Origin of the sequence: Prevotella sp. OH937_COT-195, from assembly GCF_003932845.1 — a bacterium.
Taxonomy (GTDB): Bacteria; Bacteroidota; Bacteroidia; order Bacteroidales; family Bacteroidaceae; genus Prevotella.
Window position 1 is genome coordinate 1 of the sequence record NZ_RQZH01000017.1, and the last position, 20,634, is coordinate 20,634.

14 protein-coding genes and 2 tRNA genes are annotated in these 20,634 nt (G+C 47.3%); 8 read left to right on the top strand and 8 right to left on the bottom strand.

Features of this window, described 5'->3' with window-relative positions; translation table 11 throughout:
• The first annotated feature begins 608 nt into the window (after positions 1 to 608).
• The 6 genes from EII32_RS07480 (at position 609) to EII32_RS07505 (ending at position 7,446) form a co-directional block, all read left to right on the top strand.
• Positions 609 to 1,820 carry an ATP-binding protein gene (locus EII32_RS07480; RefSeq protein ID WP_125234817.1) on the top strand — a complete coding sequence of 404 codons (1,212 nt, stop codon included), beginning with the start codon at positions 609 to 611 and terminating at the stop codon, positions 1,818 to 1,820.
• 52 nt (positions 1,821 to 1,872) lie between these two features.
• Positions 1,873 to 1,995, top strand: coding sequence for a hypothetical protein (locus EII32_RS12715; protein ID WP_255416456.1), 123 nt, complete (start codon positions 1,873 to 1,875; stop codon positions 1,993 to 1,995).
• Positions 1,996 to 2,561: 566 nt separating this feature from the next.
• Entirely contained in the window at positions 2,562 to 3,389 is an 828-nt protein-coding gene (locus tag EII32_RS07490; RefSeq protein ID WP_125234818.1) for an SGNH/GDSL hydrolase family protein, read from the top strand.
• Positions 3,389 to 4,834, top strand: a complete 1,446-nt coding sequence (locus EII32_RS07495; protein WP_125234819.1) for an MBOAT family O-acyltransferase — start codon at positions 3,389 to 3,391, stop codon at positions 4,832 to 4,834. Before EII32_RS07490 ends, EII32_RS07495 begins: the two co-directional genes overlap by 1 nt.
• Positions 4,835 to 4,846: 12 nt before the next feature.
• Positions 4,847 to 6,175, top strand: a complete 1,329-nt coding sequence (locus tag EII32_RS07500) for a DHHW family protein (RefSeq protein WP_125234820.1) — start codon at positions 4,847 to 4,849, stop codon at positions 6,173 to 6,175.
• Positions 6,176 to 6,228: 53 nt separating this feature from the next.
• Positions 6,229 to 7,446 carry a CobW family GTP-binding protein gene (locus EII32_RS07505; protein WP_233582348.1) on the top strand — a complete coding sequence of 406 codons (1,218 nt, stop codon included), beginning with the start codon at positions 6,229 to 6,231 and terminating at the stop codon, positions 7,444 to 7,446.
• A 210-nt stretch (positions 7,447 to 7,656) separates the two neighbouring features.
• Here EII32_RS07505 and EII32_RS07510 read toward each other — a convergent pair whose 3' ends face one another.
• Positions 7,657 to 8,676: an aspartate-semialdehyde dehydrogenase gene (locus EII32_RS07510; protein WP_125234822.1), complete on the bottom strand. Its 1,020-nt coding sequence runs from the start codon at positions 8,674 to 8,676 to the stop codon at positions 7,657 to 7,659.
• Between the two features lie 104 nt (positions 8,677 to 8,780).
• Here EII32_RS07510 and EII32_RS07515 point away from each other — a divergent pair, with 104 nt between their 5' ends.
• Both EII32_RS07515 and EII32_RS07520 read left to right on the top strand, forming a co-directional pair.
• Positions 8,781 to 10,901, top strand: a complete 2,121-nt coding sequence (locus EII32_RS07515; RefSeq protein WP_125234852.1) for a cation:proton antiporter — start codon at positions 8,781 to 8,783, stop codon at positions 10,899 to 10,901.
• A gap of 40 nt (positions 10,902 to 10,941) precedes the next feature.
• Positions 10,942 to 11,613: an ABC transporter ATP-binding protein gene (locus EII32_RS07520; RefSeq protein WP_125234823.1), complete on the top strand. Its 672-nt coding sequence runs from the start codon at positions 10,942 to 10,944 to the stop codon at positions 11,611 to 11,613.
• Positions 11,614 to 11,934: 321 nt separating this feature from the next.
• Here EII32_RS07520 and asnS read toward each other — a convergent pair whose 3' ends face one another.
• The 7 genes from asnS to mutL all read right to left on the bottom strand — a co-directional run bounded on the left by asnS (position 11,935) and on the right by mutL (position 20,623).
• Positions 11,935 to 13,329 (bottom strand): asparagine--tRNA ligase, encoded by a 1,395-nt coding sequence (asnS, locus tag EII32_RS07525; protein WP_125234824.1) that lies wholly within the window; start codon positions 13,327 to 13,329, stop codon positions 11,935 to 11,937.
• A 74-nt stretch (positions 13,330 to 13,403) separates the two neighbouring features.
• Positions 13,404 to 14,852 (bottom strand): pseudouridine synthase, encoded by a 1,449-nt coding sequence (locus tag EII32_RS07530; protein WP_125234825.1) that lies wholly within the window; start codon positions 14,850 to 14,852, stop codon positions 13,404 to 13,406.
• A 63-nt stretch (positions 14,853 to 14,915) separates the two neighbouring features.
• Positions 14,916 to 16,262, bottom strand: a complete 1,347-nt coding sequence (purB, locus tag EII32_RS07535) for an adenylosuccinate lyase (RefSeq protein WP_125234826.1) — start codon at positions 16,260 to 16,262, stop codon at positions 14,916 to 14,918.
• A 182-nt stretch (positions 16,263 to 16,444) separates the two neighbouring features.
• A tRNA-Val gene (locus EII32_RS07540) sits at positions 16,445 to 16,519 on the bottom strand.
• 578 nt (positions 16,520 to 17,097) lie between these two features.
• Positions 17,098 to 17,172: transfer RNA gene (locus EII32_RS07545), tRNA-Val, on the bottom strand.
• Between the two features lie 258 nt (positions 17,173 to 17,430).
• Positions 17,431 to 18,633 (bottom strand): OmpA family protein, encoded by a 1,203-nt coding sequence (locus EII32_RS07550; RefSeq protein ID WP_125234827.1) that lies wholly within the window; start codon positions 18,631 to 18,633, stop codon positions 17,431 to 17,433.
• Positions 18,634 to 18,808: 175 nt separating this feature from the next.
• Positions 18,809 to 20,623 carry a DNA mismatch repair endonuclease MutL gene (mutL, locus tag EII32_RS07555; protein WP_125234828.1) on the bottom strand — a complete coding sequence of 605 codons (1,815 nt, stop codon included), beginning with the start codon at positions 20,621 to 20,623 and terminating at the stop codon, positions 18,809 to 18,811.
• Positions 20,624 to 20,634: the final 11 nt, after the last annotated feature.

A 20,634-nucleotide genomic window follows, 5' to 3' on the forward strand; every position in this document is an offset into this window, starting at 1 on the left:
ACCGACAAGGTGACCATCACCCGCGATACCAACGGCATCGAAACCGTGACGGCCGACGTGCCTGCCGGCAAGCGCGGCGTGTATAACCTCCAAGGCGTGCGCCTCGGCGACAGCCTCGAACACCTGCCCGCGGGAGTGTATATATATAATGGTAAGAAAATCATCATCAAAAAATAAAAGGCTCACCCCTGCCCCCTCACGGGGGTAGGGGAAACCCTTCCCCTAAGCCCTCAAAGAGAAAAGAGGTCTCCCCTAAGCTATCCAAAGGGAGGGGGCCGGCGGGCGAAGGGGACTGTTGCAATAACGTCAATAACAAGCAGAAAATATTAACCCGATTTTTAAGCATAACATCAAGGAAAACCTCAACCCATAGCAGGATGGCGTAGAACTCAAATAAAAGAACATCATATAAAGAATGAATAACAACAACCCGTCTCCGCAAACGCAGTAAGTACACATCCTTGCCTGTTTGCGGAGACATCATTTTATCGAAAACGTGAAGTTTACGGCGATTTTATTTGTGCAACCAGAGAAAATCGAGTACTTTTGCAAGTAAAATTGAGTAAAATCATAATTAGAATTGAGTAAATCTATCATTAGAATTGAGCATGAACTATATTCGCAAACCATATCACACGCTGAAAGCACGCATTCAGGAGCCAAGGCATTTTATGCAAGTATTGGCAGGGCCGAGACAAGTGGGCAAATCGACCCTTGTAGGACAGGTGTTGCGGGATGTAACCATCCCATATTCGGTAGAAGTGGCAGATGCCGTCGAGCCGAAAGACAGCGACTGGATACGCCGGGTGTGGGAAGGGGCACGAACCACCATGACGTTCCGCGGAGAGGCTGAACGCCTGCTTGTAATCGATGAAATTCAGAAGATTGACAATTGGAGCGAGGCGGTCAAGAGAGAATGGGACGAAGACACGCGCAAGCACGTCAATCTCAAGGTGGTACTGCTGGGAAGTAGTCGGCTGTTGCTCAAGAGAGGACTCACAGAGTCGTTAGCAGGACGTTTTGAACTTATTCGCCTCGGGCATTGGAGCTATCAAGAGATGCACGACGCTTTTGGAGTAACACTCGACGAATATATCTACTTTGGGGGCTATCCCGGTGCTGCCCACATGATTGGTGACGAAAAGCGTTGGCGTAAGTATATCAAGGATTCGTTAGTGGCTCCCTCTATCGAAAAAGATGTACTGATGACCTCCAATATCTACAAGCCTGCCCTCATGAAACAATTGTTTGAGTTAGGATGCGGTTATTCTGCCGAGATACTTTCGCTGACAAAACTGATGGGACAACTGCAGGATGCCGGCAACGTGACCACCTTGGCTTCGTATTTGGAGATACTCGACCAATGTGCCTTGCTGACGGGATTGCAAAAGTATGCCCATGATGATGCCCGTAAGCGTGGTTCCATTCCTAAATACCAAGTGTACAACAATGCTTTACTGACGGCCTACAAAGGCAGGTCGTTCCTTACGGACAGAACGGACACTACGCTTTGGGGACGATGGGTGGAGAGTGCGGTAGGCGCTCATTTGCTGGGCATGGCAGAGGAGACAGACTATCAGGTATATTACTGGCGAGAGCCTGCAAGGAACAAGGCAGATAAGGACAAAGAGGTGGACTTTATCATCGTAAACAAGGGTGAGGTGACCGCTATTGAGGTAAAAAGCGGTCGTCGGGGAATGAACTCAGGTCTTCCTGCCTTTGTGGAAGCATTCCACCCCAAAAAATCTTTTGTCGTGGGTTCGGGAGGTGTTTCGTTGGAAGACTTTCTGAGGTGCGATATAGAGGCATTGTTGGGATGATATTCTTTATATGTAGTTCTCCAATTCAGGGTAAGAAGTCAGTATCGGGAATATGTCTTCATATTTACGGCAGAGAAACTCGATGGCGTGCGGAAAGGTAGGGTTTAGGACAAACAAGGTTTACGGCGAGAATACGACCTGCCATGAAATGGAAGTGTGGAGATTGTCGCTGTAACGGCTTGCCATCCCGACCTTTTTTGTCCGTAGAAGCCCTGAACCACCTTTGCCGCTGACAACGAACAACCGATCCCGATGCGAATACATAGGGGAGAACGTGGAGAGGAACACCGGAGAAGACAGAGCAAAAAAATTAAAGGCAGCCTTCACAAGTAAGACTACTACAACAATGAGTAATAAGACGAAAAAACAGACCCAGTTATCTGAATAGAGAGCCGTCAGAAAAGAAAAACGGAGAAAGTTTCGTCTTTCTCCGCAGATAAAATTACCTTTACAACAGGTTATTCGAGTTATGCAAAGCGTTGTGTGTCATTGCAGAAGATAGGTCGCCAAATCATTGCCTGCTGCATTTCACAACTCATAATGCTGTTCATATCCAATTACTTAGACTTAAATGATGGATTTTGTTGGAAAAAGTTTTCATAAATGCAGAAACTGAAGTTGCGAAACTTTATTTTTTACTTTTTTATTTCCTTTCTTTGCAGTATCGGGAACTTTGATTAATTTTGCGGTTTGTAAACAACACCATATGCTGCACAGAACGACCGCAGCAAACAATTTGCAATGAAAAAAACAACCATAGTGATATTTATCCTGCTCTCAATGCTATCCGCGGCAACGGCAAAGCAGGTTGGGCATGGAGACATTAACGTGGTCATGCTGGGCGACTCTAACACATGGATTGGAGGCGATGACTGCAACGACGAGAGAGGTTGGAACAAGTGGTTCAAAGATTTTTTCAAACCTGCTTCATGCAGAAGTTATGCCCGCAGCGGAGCAACATGGACAAACACCGCAAGGACGAAAGAAAACATAGTGGAAGACATACCGGTGCTTGGAGACGACAACGTGATATACAATCAGATAATGCGACTGAGACTTGCCGTTGAAAACGGTACACAGCCGATACCCAACCTCATAATAATAGCCGCAGGAACCAATGACGCATGGTTCAACGACAAGCGACCGAACGTATTCTCATCGGATGCGGAAAAAGTTTTCGAAAACGAAGGAGAACGTTTTACGGCACGTCCCGTGAACATGATGACATCGCTCGCCGAGTCGGTACGTTTCGGCTGCGAACTGCTCAAAGAATCGTTCCCCGCCGCACAGATAGTGTTGCTCACGCCGCTTCAATGTACGGCAACAAGCATTGAAAACATAAAACGGGCAGGCAACATAATAGAGGATTGTGCAAAAAAGATGAACATCTGTGTTATAAGGCAGGATCGCCTGTGCTGCATCAATCGCAACAAAGAAATAAAAAAAAGGCTGTTCACGTCGGACGGCACACACACCAATGCCAAAGGCGCAAGACGCAACGGCATATTTCTTTCCCGACAAATTTCTTCTTTGTTAATAAAAGAAATAACACGTAAAAACAAAAACTAATGGTATTCTCTGACTTATTCTTCATTTTCGCGTTCATACCGGCGTTCGTATCATTGTACTTACTTGCATCGTTCATCGACCGAAAATTCAACATCGCGGGCAATACACCGTACAACCGAACCAAAAACTGGGTGCTGGTAATGTTCTCACTTCTTTTCTACGCATGGGGCGAACCTGTATATGTACTCCTCATGTTGTTCAGCGTTTTGGTGAACTATATCGCGGGACGAATCATCGACCGCTCCGACCGACGGCGACGCACGGCTCTGACACTCGGACTGGTGTGCAACATTGCCATACTCGGCATTTTCAAGTACCTTGGCTTCTTTGCATCAATCTTGTCAGACATTGGCATCAACGTGGCACAACCGACACTCGCACTCCCCATAGGTATAAGTTTCTACACTTTCCAGTCCATATCATACCTCGTCGATGTATATCGTCGCGAGTCGCCGGCACAACGCCGCTATGCCGACCTGCTGCTGTACATATCGATGTTCCCGCAACTCATAGCCGGTCCCATAGTGCGCTACGACACCGTCGCCGCCGAGATTAACAACCGCAGTGCTTCTGCCGGCGACATCGCCGACGGGGTGTTCCGTTTCTTCGTCGGGCTGGGCAAGAAGGTTATCATAGCCAACCAACTGTCGGAGGTATCCGACCAGTTCCTCGTCGCAGGACTTGCAGATCTGTCCACCACGGGGGCATGGGTGGGAATCATGGCATTCTCACTGCAAATATATTTCGATTTCTCGGGATACAGCGACATGGCAATAGGCATCGGCCGCTGCCTCGGATTCCATTTCAAAGAGAATTTCAATCACCCATACTGCTGCGACTCCATAACCGACTTTTGGCGACGATGGCACATATCGTTGGGCAGTTTCTTCCGCGACTATGTTTACATACCCATGGGCGGCAACCGCAATCATCAGGCATGGAACATTCTCGTGGTGTGGTTCCTCACCGGAATGTGGCACGGCGCAAGTTGGAATTTCATCTTATGGGGATTATATTTCGGCATAATAGTAATGATTGAGAAATACACCCTGCTGCGAATAATACACCGCATTCCGTCGCCGTTACTGCATCTGTACAGCCTGCTGCTGATAGTTACGGGATGGGGAATGTTCTATTTTGAGGACTTCGCGCAGATGACGATGTTCTTCCGCTCGTACATCGGAATGGGTACCGCATTTACCGACTTTGCATCGCAGACTGCCATAACAGACAAGTTCTGGCTGTTCCTGTTCGCGCTCGTGCTGTGCATGCCGGTGCGCAATCTCATCGCAAACACATCGGCACGCCTGCTGCAAAACCACACCACTCTGCACAACGGAGCCGTACTCGCCGGACGAACGGCACTCTCACTGATAATATTGGTATTCAGCGTGGCTCTGCTCGTGGGGGCTACAAACAACGCTTTCCTATATACAAGATTCTAAAATAAAATGGCAATGAAACACAACTATATCTATCTCGGAATTATCTCTGTAGTGTTTACCGTGCTTACCACGGTTTTCCTGACATTCCCACGCAGCACTTTCTCCGAACTGGAAAAGCGAGAACTTGCAACATTCCCCGACTTCTCGTGGGAGAAATTGAAAAGCGGAAAGTTCACGGCAGAAGTATCAACATGGTTCAGCGACAGCGAACCCTTCCGAGACCGCTTCATGGCAATGAGCATGATGTTCGGCAAAGCCTTGAAACTGAACATCGGAGGAGATGAGTCTGTATCGTTCCACGCCGCCGACACGGCAATAAAATCGGAGGGCGAAAACGACGGTATGCCTGATGCAACCGAAGCAAACGACACGGCATACAAATACAAAAACAAGGTAACGGCAAACGAGAACGCAAAGATTGCACATGCGGGAATAGTGGTGGTGGGAAATCCTCCAACGGCAAGAGCATTGATGGCATACGGCGGAGGGGCAGAAGGCGGAACGGCATACGCCAACGCCGCAAACCAATATAAGGAGAAATTCGGCAACAGTGTAAACATATATTGCATGGTGATACCCACTGCAATAGAATACTACTGCCCCGAGAAAGTGAAAAAGGCGACAAAACCGCAGTCGCTGACAATAAGCAACATAATGAGCAAACTCGCACCGGGAGTGAAACAGGTTAATATACACCGCACATTGGGAGAGCATGCGGCAGAAGACATTTACCTGCGCACCGACCACCACTGGGCACCGCTCGGAGGATACTATGCCGCCAAGAAATTTGCCGAGGTGGCAGGAGTACCGTTCCGCGACCTAAGGAGTTACCGGCGCGAGGTGGTACACAGATTCGTCGGGTCGATGTACAGTTATTCGAAGGACATCGCAATAAAACAATCGCCGGAGGATTTCGTGTATCACATACCCACGGGAGTGGAGTACAACACTACATACATTGTATATAACATAAACAAAAACTATCAGGTGACGGGAGAGAGAAATCCGGTAAAAGGACAATATTTCGTGAAATTCAAAGACGGAAGCGGCGGAGCATACTGTACGTTCATGGGGGGCGACTCGAAAATAACACAAGTGCGAACATCTACCAAAAACGGCAGAAGACTAATAATTCTAAAAGACAGTTTCGGTAATGCGATACCGGGGTATCTGTTCTTCTCGTTCGAGGAAATACACATCATAGACAACCGATACTTCACCAAAAACATGGTGAAATACGTTAACGACAACAAGATTACCGATATTCTTTTTGCAAACAACATCTTCAGTGCATACTCATCGAAGATTTGCAACAAATACACACATTTCCTTTCCCAATAGGAAAAAACGTCATTCATAACCACATATTTCAACAACCACGTAAGAAAAAGAAGATAAATACAATGAAACAAACACCAGTATTGCTGCTGACCGGATTCCTTGGCAGCGGAAAAACAACGTTGGTAAACCGAATATTGGGCAACAAGAAAAACATAAAGTTTGCCGTAATAGTGAACGATATAGGAGAAGTGAACATCGATGCCGAACTGATACAAAAGGGAGGAGTCGTTACGAAAGAAGACGAAAGTCTCGTGGCACTGCAGAACGGTTGTATATGCTGCACGCTGCAGAACGATTTGCTCGCGCAACTGAACGACATAACAAAGAGCGGAAAATTCGACTACATAGTAATAGAGGCAAGCGGAATTTGCGAACCGGAACCCATAGCACAGACAATTTGCTCGATACCGATGTTGGGACAGGAAGCCGCCAAAAACGACCACCCGCGTCTTGACTGCATCGTTACGGTTGTTGATGCGCTGCGGATACAGAGCGAGTTCGCATGCGGAGAATGCCTGACAAAAAAGAAACCCGATGAAAGCGACATCGAAAACTTGATAATACAGCAGATAGAGTTCTGCAACATAGTTTTGCTCAACAAGGCTTCGGAAGTGGAACCGAAAGAACTCGAACGCGTGAAACACATCATAAGAACATTGCAGACAAAAGCAGAGATAATAGAATGCGACTATGCCGACATCGACCTTGAACGTATCTTGAACACGGGGTTGTTCAATTTCGAAAAAGTGATAACGGCGGCAAAATGGATACAAGAGATTGAACGCCCCGTGACCGAGGAGGAGGAACACGAGGCAAAGCATCACCACGAACACAATCACGAACACGGTCACGAACATCACCATCACCACCACCATCATCATCACGGTGAAGGCGAGACAGAGGAATACGGAATAAGCACATTCGTGTATTACCGACGGCAACCGTTCGACATCAATTTCTTCGACCACTTCGTGGCAAAAAAATGGCCGAAAGAGGTAATACGGGCAAAAGGGGTGTGCTATTTCGCACACAACCGCGACATGTCTTTCTTGTTTGAACAGGCGGGAGTGCAGAAAACTTTGCGAGGGAGCGGACTGTGGTATGCCACGGCAAAAGAGGAAGAACTGATGCAACTGATGAAGCAAAACCCTGACATGATGCGCGACTGGGACGACACTTACGGCGACAGAATGATAAAACTGGTATTCATCGGGCAGCACCTCGACAAGGAGAATATCATCACCGAACTTGACAAATGTCTCACGTCATAACACAACAGATACGGCGGCAAAACGTGTTTGCGACGGCATAACAACACTTCCTGCCGAGACTGCACGGCATTTGAATTGTCAATTACAATGCAAAAAAGCCGAAATTGCAAACCAATTCTGCCGAAATCATAAATCAAAACCGCCGAAATTGTGTTGCAATTTCGGCGGTTTTGGTTTACATGAAATATGTTGTCACGGTGACACGGATGTCTAACCTCGTTTCACGTCGCCCACTTTCAACAAATACTCGGCAATCTGCACGGCATTAAGTGCGGCACCCTTGCGTATCTGGTCGCCCGACAACCAGAATGTGAGACCGCAATCGTCTGCCAAATCCTTGCGCACACGACCAACAAACACATCGTCTTTGCCGGCGGTGTCGAGCGGCATCGGGTAAACAAGATTCGACGGGTCGTCCTCCAAAGTAATGCCGGGTGCTGCGGCAAAAGCGGCTTGTGCCTGCTCAACAGACACCGGACTCTCGGTCTCTATCCACACACTCTCCGAATGCGAGCGCAGGGAACTTACCCTTACACACATCGCCGAACACCGGGCATCGGTGTGCATTATCTTGCGTGTCTCGTGGAACATTTTCATCTCTTCCTTGGTATAACCGTTGGGTTGAAACACGTCTATTTGCGGAATGACGTTATATGCCAGTTGATGGGCAAACTTGTCAATGGTTTTTGCTTCTCCTTCCTCGATTATCTCGCGGTACTGCTGCTGTAATTCGTCCATCGCTGCCGCTCCGGCTCCCGACGCACTTTGATATGATGCCACACGTATGCGTTTTATATGCGATATTTCCTCTATCGGTTGCAGGCACACCACCATCATTATCGTGGTGCAATTGGGGTTGGCAATTATGCCCCGCGGACGTTTCAAAGCATCTGCGGCATTACACTCCGGAACCACCAACGGCACATCATCGTCCATTCGGAACGCGCTGGAATTGTCTATCATCACCGTGCCGAATCTCGTTATGTCGTCTGCAAACTCTCTGCTCGTGCCGGCTCCTGCCGATGTGAAAGCGATGTCTATATCGCGAAAATCGTCGCCATGCCGCAACAAACGAACTTCAATCTCTTTGCCACGGAAAGTGTATTTCGTTCCGGCAGAACGCTCCGAACCGAATAATACCAACTCGTCAACGGGGAAATCGCGCTCGTCAAGAATACGCAGAAATTCTTGCCCGACGGCACCACTTGCACCCACTATTGCTACTTTCATACGTCATAAATGTTTAAAATCCCCTGCAAAATTACAACTTTCCGATGTATTCCATGCACGATACGGTTATTTTTCGTAATTTTGTATGCAAAACAAGAAGCATGATGCAACACCTCAGTCAATATTTCCCCATTACCGACCCCACGCTGATTTTCTTCGTGGTGCTGCTGATTATCCTTTTTGCTCCAATAATAATGGGCAAACTGAGGATACCTCACATCATCGGCATGGTGCTGGCCGGAGTTCTGCTCGGGCAGTACGGAGTGAACATTCTGGCACGCGACGACTCGTTCGAACTCTTCGGCAAGGTGGGAATGTATTACATTATGTTCCTTGCCGCACTCGAGATGGATTTCGAGGGAATGAAGAAGAAACGCAAACATCTTTCCGTTTTCGCACTACTCTCGTTTGCCATACCGTTCGCAATGACCTATTTCACGAGTACATTGCTGCTCGACTATTCGTCTGTTTCGGCACTGATACTGAGTTGCATAATGGGTTCCAACACACTCGTGGCATACCCTATCGTGAGCCGTTACGGTTTGCAGCGCAAGCCGAGCGTGATGCTAAGTGTGGGCGTTACGATGATTGCCTTGTTCCTTTCGCTTGTAGTAATGGCGGCAGTGTCGTCGGCAGGCAACAAGGGCGGCAGCGTGATGTTCTGGATATGGTTTGCCGCCAAAATCGTATTGGTATGCACCTTCCTCGCATTTGTCATTCCGCCGCTCACACGTTACTTTCTCCGCCGGTACAGCGATGCCGTGATGCAGTTCATATTCATCATGTCTATACTCTTCATGAGTGCGGTGCTCACCGATGCCGCAGGACTGGAAGGCGTTTTCGGGGCATTCTTGTCGGGGCTTATCCTCAACCGATACATACCGCATCTGTCGGCACTAATGAACAGGATAGAGTTCATAGGCAACGCGCTTTTCATTCCTTATTTCCTCATCGGTGTGGGCATGTTGGTCAATGTCGGCGTGCTATTCTACGGCGAGGGGATAATCGTAGTGGTGGCGGCAATAGTGTTTTTCGGCACGTTCGGCAAGGCTGCCGCCGCCTATCTGTCGTGCTATCTGTGCAAATTGCCGCTGTCATCGGGACACATGATGTTCGGTCTGACATCAGCACATGCCGCAGGAGCCATAGCAATGTTGATGGTGGGAATGAAGATGGCGCCAACACAAGGGCAGAAAATTGTTGACGACAACATGCTCAACGGCGTGGTGATAATGATACTCGTGACGTGTGTCATTTCCATATTCGTCACAGAGCGGTCGGCTCAGAGCATAACACTGCGCGACAAGGACATGGCAAGCGAAGACTTGCACAACGACAACGAGAGAATACTCATACCAATGAAATATCCGGAGTATGCAGAGTTGCTTGTCAACATGGCAATACTGATGCGCAACCCGAAACTTGACCGCGGATTGGTGGGACTAAACGTGGTATATGACGACGAGAATATGCCGAAAAACCAAGAAGCGGGGAAATTACTGTTGGAGAGAATGACGAAAGTGGCTGCGGCTGCCGACGTGAAGATGCAGACACAGGTGCGCGTGGCAGCAAACATCGCAAACGGCATAAAACACGCTTTCAAGGAGTTTCAGGCAAGCGAGATAATAATCGGAATGCACACACACAAGGAGGTGTCAACGAAGTTTTGGGGACAGTTTCACCAAAGTCTTTACAACGGACTGAACCACCAGATAATGATGGTGCGACTCGTTCAGCCACTCAACACAATACGGCGAATATTGGTGGCAGTGCCTTCGAGAGCACAGTTCGAGGCGGGATTCTACCGCTGGCTGGAACGACTTTCGAGATTGGCGGAGAACCTCGAATGCAGAATACAGTTTCACGGAAGAGGCGACACGCTGCAACTGATAAGGCAGTATGTAAACAACCATTATCCGGAGGCTCGTGCCGAATATGTAGAAATGAGCCATTGGGTGGGACTGCCGAAACTTGCCGGAACGATTGCAAACGACCACTTGTTCGTTGTAGTGGCAGCAAGAAAAGGCACGGTGTCTTACAAAAACGCGTTGGAACGATTGCCGGAAGAGATTAAGAAGTTCTTCACGGGAAAGAACATCATAATATTATTCCCCAACCAATACGGTGACCCGATGGGAGAGATGACATTCGCAAAACCGCAACATTTCGAGGACAAGAGTGCATACGAACAACTTGCAGAGTGGATAGAGAAAGTAAAAAGATGATAGTTGGAAATTCATGGCTTTCGTGTAAAAAAACAATGATATGATTGATATTAAAGATATAAAGAAGAGTTTTGGCTCTCTGCAAGTGCTGAAGGGCATAGACTTGCACATAGACAAAGGCGAGATAGTGAGTATCGTGGGACCGAGCGGGGCGGGAAAAACAACATTGCTGCAGATTATAGGCACACTCGACAAACCCGACTCGGGAACGGTGTGCATAGACGGGGTTGATTTGTCGTCGCTGTCGTCGGGCAAACTGGCGGATTTCCGCAACCGGCACATCGGCTTTGTGTTCCAGTTTCACCAGTTACTACCGGAATTCACTGCCATAGAAAACATTATGATTCCGGCATACATAGGCGGAACAAAAAAGAACGAGGCAAAGAAAAGGGCAAAGGAATTGCTCGATTTCATGGGACTTGCCGACCGAGCCGAGCACAAACCGGCAGAACTTTCGGGTGGAGAGAAACAGCGGGTGGCAGTGGCAAGGGCACTGATAAACAATCCGGAAGTCATTCTTGCCGATGAACCTTCGGGATCGCTCGACTCGAAAAACAAAGCCGAACTGCATCAACTGTTCTTCGAACTGCGAGACAAATTCGGACAGACATTCGTCATCGTGACACACGACGAGACACTTGCCTCCATTACCGACCGAACCATAAAGATGCGCGACGGACTTTTGGAGGACGAAAAAGGGAAAACGGATTGATAAAAACAATGGAAATATTGCAAAAAGACAAACGGGAAACATGCGTATTTCCCGTTTGTCTTTACCCCAAATCGGTCATTAGAACCCTCAATCGATTTTGTCCGATTGTTGAGCAGATGTACAGCCGTTTCATCGAAGGCGTAGCGGGCTGCGTCGAGATGTAATGGCTGCGCAGATGGCAGCAAGCGGGCTAAAGCAGTTGGGAAGCGTTAACGCGCAATGGCAAATCTAAGCAAATGCGGTCTAATGACAGATTTGGGTTTAATATTAACATTTTTACACGACATATATTCATGTCGCAGACACAAATACGGTCAGACCTTAGAAATCGGCCGACTTGGGCGTTCTAGGGAACGGTATCACATCGCGTATGTTCTGCATTCCCGTAACGAAAAGTATCAGACGCTCGAAACCGAGACCGAATCCGCCGTGCGGACAAGTGCCGTACTTGCGAGTATCAAGATACCACCACATATCCTTCATCGGCATCTTGCGGCGTTCTATCTCGGACATAAGTTTGTCGTAGTTCTCCTCACGCACCGAGCCACCGATAATCTCCCCGATATGCGGGAATAGCACATCGGTACCCTGCATGGTCTTGTCGTCATCGTTTAACTTCATGTAGAACGCTTTGATGTCCTTCGGATAGTCGGTCATTATTACCGGTCTCTTGAAATATTCTTCCACAAGATAGCGTTCATGTTCGCTCGCAAGGTCGTCTCCCCATTGGCATGGGAACTCGAATTTCTTGCCGTTCTTGACAGCATCTTGCAATATTTCAACGCCCTTGGTGTAAGTAAGACGCACAAAATCTTCCTTAAGTACACCCTCAAGACGCCGTATCAGTTCCTTATCCACAAACTGATTAAGGAATTCAAGGTCATCCCGGCAGTTGTCCAATGCCCACCTTACACAATATTTTATGAAGTCTTCTTCAAGATCCATCAATCCCTCGAGGTCTATGAAAGCCACCTCCGGCTCGATCATCCAGAACTCAGCCAAGTGACGCGGAGTGTTGCTGTTCTCGGCACGGAAAGTAGGACCGAAAGTGTATATCGCACCGAGCGACGTGGCACCCAACTCGCCTTCGAGTTGACCGCTGACCGTGAGCGATGTCTGTTTTCCGAAGAAATCATCATCGTATAAAATCTTACCGTCCTCGCCTTTCTTCAAGTCGTAGAGGTTCTTCGTTGTCACTTGGAACATCTGTCCGGCACCTTCACAGTCGCTTGCCGTTATAAGCGGCGAGTGGAAATAGAAGAAACCGTGTTCGTGGAAATAGCGATGTATGGCAATTGCCATGTTGTGACGGATACGCATTACGGCTCCGAAAGTGTTGGTACGCAACCGAAGATGGGCATATTGGCGCATGTACTCAAACGTCTGTCCTTTCTTCTGCATGGGGTAGTCGCTGCCGCAAAGACCGTAAATCTCGATTTTTTCGCAGTGAACCTCGGATGCCTGCCCTTTTGCAGGACTCTCAACGAGTTTTCCCGTAATACCGATACATGCACCCGTGGTAATCTTTTTCAATGTGTCTTCGTCAACGACACCCGCATCAACCACCACTTGCACGTTCTTTATCGTCGAGCCGTCGTTGAGTGCTATGAAATCGACAGCCTTGCTGGAGCGGTGTGTCCGCACCCAACCTTTCACACAAACGTCCTTACCGTAATCGGTATCTTTCAGAATGTCAACTATTTTCGTCCTTTTCATTTCAATATGTTTATATTGTTCCCCGTAGTGGCAGATGCCGTTACGGGGAATGTGTAATACTGTTTATTACGGTTTTATTCAAACGCACCCATGCGAAGCATATCCACTTCTTCTTCCGTAAGGAAACGCCAATCGCCACGGCGCAGGTTTTTCTTGGTAAGCCCTGCAAAGAGTACGCGGTCGAGTTTCAGAACCCGATAACCGAATTTTTCGAATATGCGGCGCACGATGCGGTTCTTTCCGCTGTGTATCTCGATTCCCACCTGCTTCTTGTCCATGCCATCGTTGGCATATTCCATGGCATCGGCATGTACCTCGCCGTCCTCAAGTTCTATGCCTTCCTTTATCTGTTCGATGTCTTCCTGTGCCACCGGTCGGTCGAGGAAAACATGATATACTTTTTTCTTAAGGAACTTAGGGTGTGTAAGTTTCGATGCCATGTCGCCGTCGTTGGTAAGAAGAAGAACTCCGGTGGTGTTGCGGTCGAGCCTTCCAACGGGGTAAATGCGTTCCGGACAAGCATTGGCAACCAAGTCCATGACGGTTTTGCGCTGCTGCGGATCGTCAGATGTGGTAACGTAATCTTTCGGCTTGTTTAGCAATACATACACCTTCTTCTCCGGAGAAATATCCTTATTGTTGAACATTACCTTGTCAGACCGCAGTATTTTCGTACCCAGTTCGGTAACGACCTCGCCGTTTACCGTCACCTTGCCTGCCGTGATATACATGTCGGCCTCGCGGCGACTGCATACCCCTGCATTGGCAATGAATTTGTTCAGACGTATCGGTTCGTTCGGATCGATGTGCTCTTCCTTATATTCGATACGTTTTTTCATACTATATTTTGCATTCGGATCGTATCCCTGCGTACGCGGACGATAGCCGTAGCCGCCGGCGTTGTATCCTCCCTGCATGCGAGATTGATAGCCGCGAGGCTGATAACCGCCCTGCATACGTGGCTGATAGCCGCGGGATTGATAACCACCTTGCTGACGAGGTTGATAATCGCCCTGCTGGCGTGGTTGGTAACCGCCTTGCATGCGAGGTTGATAACCACCTTGCTGGCGAGGTTGATAACCACCTTGCTGGCGAGGTTGATAACCGCCTTGCTGACGTGGTTGGTAACCGCCTTGCATGCGAGGTTGATAATCGCCCTGCTGACGTGGTTGGTAACCGCCTTGCATGCGAGGTTGATAGCCGCCACGTGACTGATAGCCGCCTTGTTGACGAGGTTGGTAACTGCCACGGGCCTGATAACCGCCCTGCGAAATACGAGGACGGTAAGAACGCGAAGTACCTTCTCCCTGCAATCCGGCAGCAAACCCATCGGGACGGAATCCTTCGTCTTCCCGACCTTCGACACGTTCCTCCACCGGACGTGGTGTGTGAATACGCGGTCTCGGGGTGCGACCTGTACTACGATAATCTTTCGGATAGCCTCCAACGGGACGATAGCCCTCTCGGTTTTCACCCTGTTCTGATGACAATCCCTCAATTTTGTTTTCCAATTCTTCTGACATAATCTTAATTGTTTAATGCCTCACGGCGTTTTGTTCGTTTTCTATTTATTATATATTAAGGAATCAAATTCCTGTATAGTTGTGCGGAGTGATGGTTCGCAACTCTGCTTTTACATCTTCGCCAACATTGAGACCGTCTATGAAAGCGCGTATGGTATCTGCCGTCATCTTCTCGTTAGTGCGCGTGAGTGCTTTCAATGCCTCGTACGGATTGGGATAAGCCTCACGGCGGAGAATTGTCTGCACGGCCTCTGCCACAACCGCCCAAGTGTCGTCGAGGTCTGCCTTTATTTTCTCTTCGTTAAGGATAAGTTTGCGCAGTCCTTTCAATGTGCTTTGTATTGCTATGATGCTATGCCCGACAGGCACACCGATGTTGCGCAGCACTGTAGAATCGGTGAGGTCGCGTTGAAGTCTGCTGACAGGCAGTTTCTGCGCCAAAAACTGCAGTAAGGCATTGGCTATGCCGAGATTTCCCTCACTGTTCTCATAGTCAATGGGGTTTACCTTGTGCGGCATGGCACTCGACCCCACCTCTCCGGCTTTTATCTTCTGCTTGAAATAGTCCATCGAAATGTACATCCAGAAATCGCGGTTGAGGTCGATGATTACCGTATTAATACGGCGCAGAGCATCGAAAACGGCTCCCATTTGATCGTAGTTGCTTATCTGGGTGGTGTATTGTTCGCGCACGAGTCCGAGCTTACTGCTTACGAAATTGTTCCCGAACTCCTGCCAGTCGTACTCCGGATATGCCACATGGTGGGCGTTGAAATTACCGGTCGCGCCACCGAATTTCGCTGTAATTTCCGTTCTCTGCAACTCTTCGAGTTGTTTCTGAAGACGATATGAGAATACCCGCACTTCCTTCCCGAGACGTGTGGGACTTGCCGGCTGTCCATGTGTTTTTGCCAGCATCGGCACATCTGCCCATGCATCGGCATACTCGTTTAACAATGCCACAAGTTCTTTTACCTGCGGCACGAACACGTCATCAAGAGCCTCTTTCATGGAAAGCGGCACCGAAGTGTTGTTTATGTCCTGCGAGGTAAGTCCGAAATGTACGAACTCTTTATAATTCTCGAAACCTCCTATCTCATCGAGACGCTCCTTTATGAAATATTCCACCGCCTTGACATCGTGGTTTGTAACCTTTTCAATATCCTTTACACGCTGTGCGTCGCTCTCGCTGAAATTGCGATAGATGTCACGTATATTATCGAAAAGTGCATGATTGAATTTTTTCAATTGTGGAAGCGGCAGTTCGCACAGTGCTATGAAATATTCTATTTCGACCCTTATGCGGTAACGAATGAGCGCATACTCGGAGAAATAGCACGCCAATCTGTCTGTTTTAGTCCTGTATCTGCCATCAATGGGCGATATTGCGGTCAATAAATTAAGATCCATATATTTATTTCTTAATCTTTATTCTCTCGAATTTTCTATAACAATTACAATATGATTTATCCTATATAAATGGTTGTTTCAACAGGTAAGTCGTATATTCCTAATATTTATTGTCTTCTCGTTGTTATTTATCTTTTGAAAAAATCCCGCATCTCTTCTGCGAGAAGCGGGATCTTGCTAAGTGGGCGTTGACGGATTCGAACCGCCGACCCTCTGCTTGTAAGGCAGATGCTCTAAACCAGCTGAGCTAAACGCCCGTACTTTTGGAAAGCGTTGCAAAGGTAATATGTTTCCCCGAAACCACCAAACTTTTAGACTGTTTTTTATACATACCAAACAAAAAAATAAATACTGAGCATAAAATCATTGTCTCAAAATCATTTATTGAACACTTTATTACATCGCTTGAACATTTTATTACATCACAAAAGAATGCCGCATGCCAATAAAAAACATACAGAAAGCGCTGCAAAATCAGTCACTTTTTCAGACGTTTCAAACCATTTACAATATTCCTTACCCCGAACCGGCATTTCATTTGTGCTTAATCGTGCTGCAATTTCGCCGAAATTATCGAGCAATTTCAGCGGTTTTACTCACCAATTTCGGTGAAATCGCAAAACGGTTTCTGTCTAATGACAAACATTCTCATTATCAATTCGCAACAGAATGTATGTCAATAAAATATATACACAAATACTATCATGCAGAATTATTTTTCAAGACTTCTGCAGAAACGGTTGCCTTTGCAGAGATCTTATTCCGTATTACCGACACGGAGAATATAAAAAATAAAGATTTCGCAACCTTAAAGAAGCGAAACCTTTATCTTTCGTGGGCGTTGACGGATTCGAACCGCCGACCCTCTGCTTGTAAGGCAGATGCTCTAAACCAGCTGAGCTAAACGCCCTGTTACCTTTAAAAAGCGGTGCAAAGGTAGTTGTTTTTTTTAATATGGCAAAACTTTTCAGCATATTTTTCACCCCGTTACCATAAAATTAACAAAAAAATATTTTGCAAGTTACGGAAACAAATGTGAAATAAATATGATACAACATGCCATGATACATGAATACAAAGTATATACAATAAAAAAGTGCCTTCCCGTTTGCGAGAAGGCACAAATTATAAATATCCTTATATACTGTTAAGTCGGATAATATTAATATTATTCAACAACCTGAACAGTAGCACGACGGTCGTAACTTATCGGAGAAAGAATCTTAACGCCACCCTTAGCTTCTTTGCGGATCTTGTTCTCTCTCACGCCCATCTTAACGAGTTCGCCTGCAACGCGGTCAGCACGCTTCTCTGAAAGCCACTGGTTGCGCTTCGGAGTACCTGTTGCACTGTCAGCATAACCTGTAACGAGGAGGTTGCTGTCTGTTTCCTTTGCATAGTCAGCAAGTGCGCGAACGTTTACGAGATCCTTGAGTTCGGCAATCTCGGTTCTGTCGATGTTGAAGAATACAGAGATCGGAGTAGCAACGAAACGGCTTGCTGCAGGATCCTTCACGTGGATTGTCTCCGGCTTGATTTTCTTCAGGCTGTCGATTTCAGCGTCACGGTCACGGATAATGTTGTTGAGGTCGTTGATGCGGCTCTCGTATCCGGCACGGATTGCGTCAACATCGGGAACTTTGTTCCAGCCTACCTTGCCAACATTGATTGTCAGACCGACCTCTGCATAGAGTACGTTGTCGTGAGAATCCCAACCACGGTGACCTTCGTCAATACCATTGTAAACACCGTCGAAGTCCGACTCCCAACGGTTCCAACCAGCCTCGATATTCAGAGCTACACGCTTTGAGAGGTTTAACTCGTTAAGGATACCAACGCCCAGACCCATGGCATAGCGGTTGGCAGTGCAGTTGCGAGCAATACCACCACCTGCGAATGGAATGAAATTCCATACACGGTTAGGATTATAACCAAGGAACATGTTGCTCAGGTTGAACAATACCTGTCCTTGTCCCGTCCAGAAGTTGAAGCCCTTGCTTCCGGAAGCCATTTCACCATTTATGATAACTTTACCATTGGGGAAATAAAGATCTCTGTCATAATTAGTACCTACCGTACGTCCCCAAATACCTGATGCCTTAATGCGAAGACCCAATCCCGGAGTGAACCACTTACCGATGGCTGCAGATGCCTCGAAGTTTCCACGGAAACCTTTTGCGAGAGACTGTCCCATGTTAAGTCCATGCTCCTGACCGGAATAGAACACATCATACTGTCCGCCTAACTGTATAAACCAGTTGCTCCAGAATGAATTAGTGGCAACGCTATACTTTGAGTAAGCGTCTGTGTCCTGTGCATAACCTGCAACAGAAACGGTGGCAAATGCCAATGCAATTAAAAACTTTTTCATAACTAAAAATTATTTATTGATAAAAATATAAAGTCTTTGTTTAAAAACAAATTGTGATATTTCGTTGGCAAAGTTAATAATATTTTTCTAAATACAACACTTTTTTTACAGAAATTTCACTAACAACATCTAAAAAAACAATGATTTCGATGTTTTATGACGTTTTATGACCATTTTAACCAAGCATTTGTTCAATATCACGTTGCTTCAGAATACAGAGAATCTGCTTTCCGTCCGGGGTGTAATTAACATTCGTGGTTGCAAACAGTTCGTTCACGATGGTCTCCATCTCATCGTTAGAGAGTACCTGTCCTTGTGGGATTGCTGCACTTCGTGCAAGACTCATTGCAAGCGAATGATTTATGTCTGCGGTATCGGAACATCCGCTTTCCACCGCCGAACTCACCATATCTTTTATCAATGCTCCCACGTTTATACCATCAATGCCTGCCGGCACGGCATTAACTGCGTAAGTTCCGCTGCGGAGATCAGTAAGTTCGAAGCCGAGATGTGTCATCTCCGACATAACTTTCTGCAGCATCACTATGTCTGACGGCGGAAACTGCACGGTCTCCGGGAACAACACTTTCTGCGAACGCAGTCCGTTGTCTGCCATCTGCCTCATATACCTATCATATAATATGCGGACATGTGCTCGCTCTTGGTCTATTATCATAAGTCCCGACTTCACCGCTGTCATTATGTAGCACCCTTTATATTGATAATGTGTGGGGGCTTTTTCCTCTATTATGCCGCTAACAGACGACTGTTCTTCGTCGAACATTCCTTTTTCCTCCGGTTTCTCCGGCATACTCTCCCCGTATAGTTTCTCCCAGTTATGAGTAGCGTCTCCGTTGCGAGACGATGCTCTCGAAGTATCCTTGAAAGGATTGTAGTGTGGGTTGTAATCCACCTTAGGTATGGAAAAAATATCCTCGGAAGGAGTAAACACGGGAATGTCCGGTTTCCCTTCCACATTGAAATCTATTGCCGTGACATCATTGAAACGTCCCAATGCATCTTTAACTGCCGCCGTTAATATCTGCCATATCGCCACCTCGTTGTCGAACTTGATTTCCGTCTTGGTTGGATGTATGTTCACATCGATGTTTTCCGGCTCCACGTTGAAATATATAAAATAAGGAATTTGGTCGCCGACGGCTATCAACCGCTCGTAAGACTGCATCACCCCCTTGTGGAAAAATCCGTGCTTCATGTATCTTCCGTTCACGAATAAATACTGATGAGGGCCTTTTCTGCGTGCCGACTCCGGTTTTCCCACAAAACCGGATATGCGGCACACGGCGGTATCCACGTTTACCGGCAGCAGCTCTTGGTTTATTTTCTTACCAAAGATATCCACTATCCTCTGATGAATGTTACCTTGCTTGAGATTGAATACCTCCACTCCGTTGTTGTGCAAAGTAAACTCCACCTGCGGATAAACGAGTGCGATGCGTTCGAATGCGGTAAGAATATTGTTCAGTTCGGTAGTGTTCGATTTGAGGAATTTCCTTCTAACCGGCACGTTAAAGAAAAGGTTCTGCACAGAGAAATTGCTTCCCACGGGACAAGATACCGGCTCCTGCCCCGTCACTCTCGACCCGCTTATCGAGAGTCTCGTACCAATGTCATCGCCCTCTGCCCTCGTTTTCAGTTCAACTTGCGCCACCGCAGCAATCGAAGCGAGTGCTTCTCCTCGGAATCCCATGGTGTGAAGGGCAAACAAGTCGTCTGCCTTGCGTATCTTCGACGTGGCATGCCGCTCGAAAGCGAGACGTGCGTCTGTTCCGGTCATTCCCCGTCCGTTGTCTATTACCTGTATCAAGGTGCGTCCTGCATCAACGATGACAACATTTATTATCGTTGCGCCGGCATCTATTGCATTCTCCACCAACTCCTTTACCACGGAAGCCGGACGCTGTATTACCTCGCCTGCCGCAATCTGGTTTGCCACGCTGTCCGGCAGAAGTTGTATAACATCACTCATTGTCTTTGTTT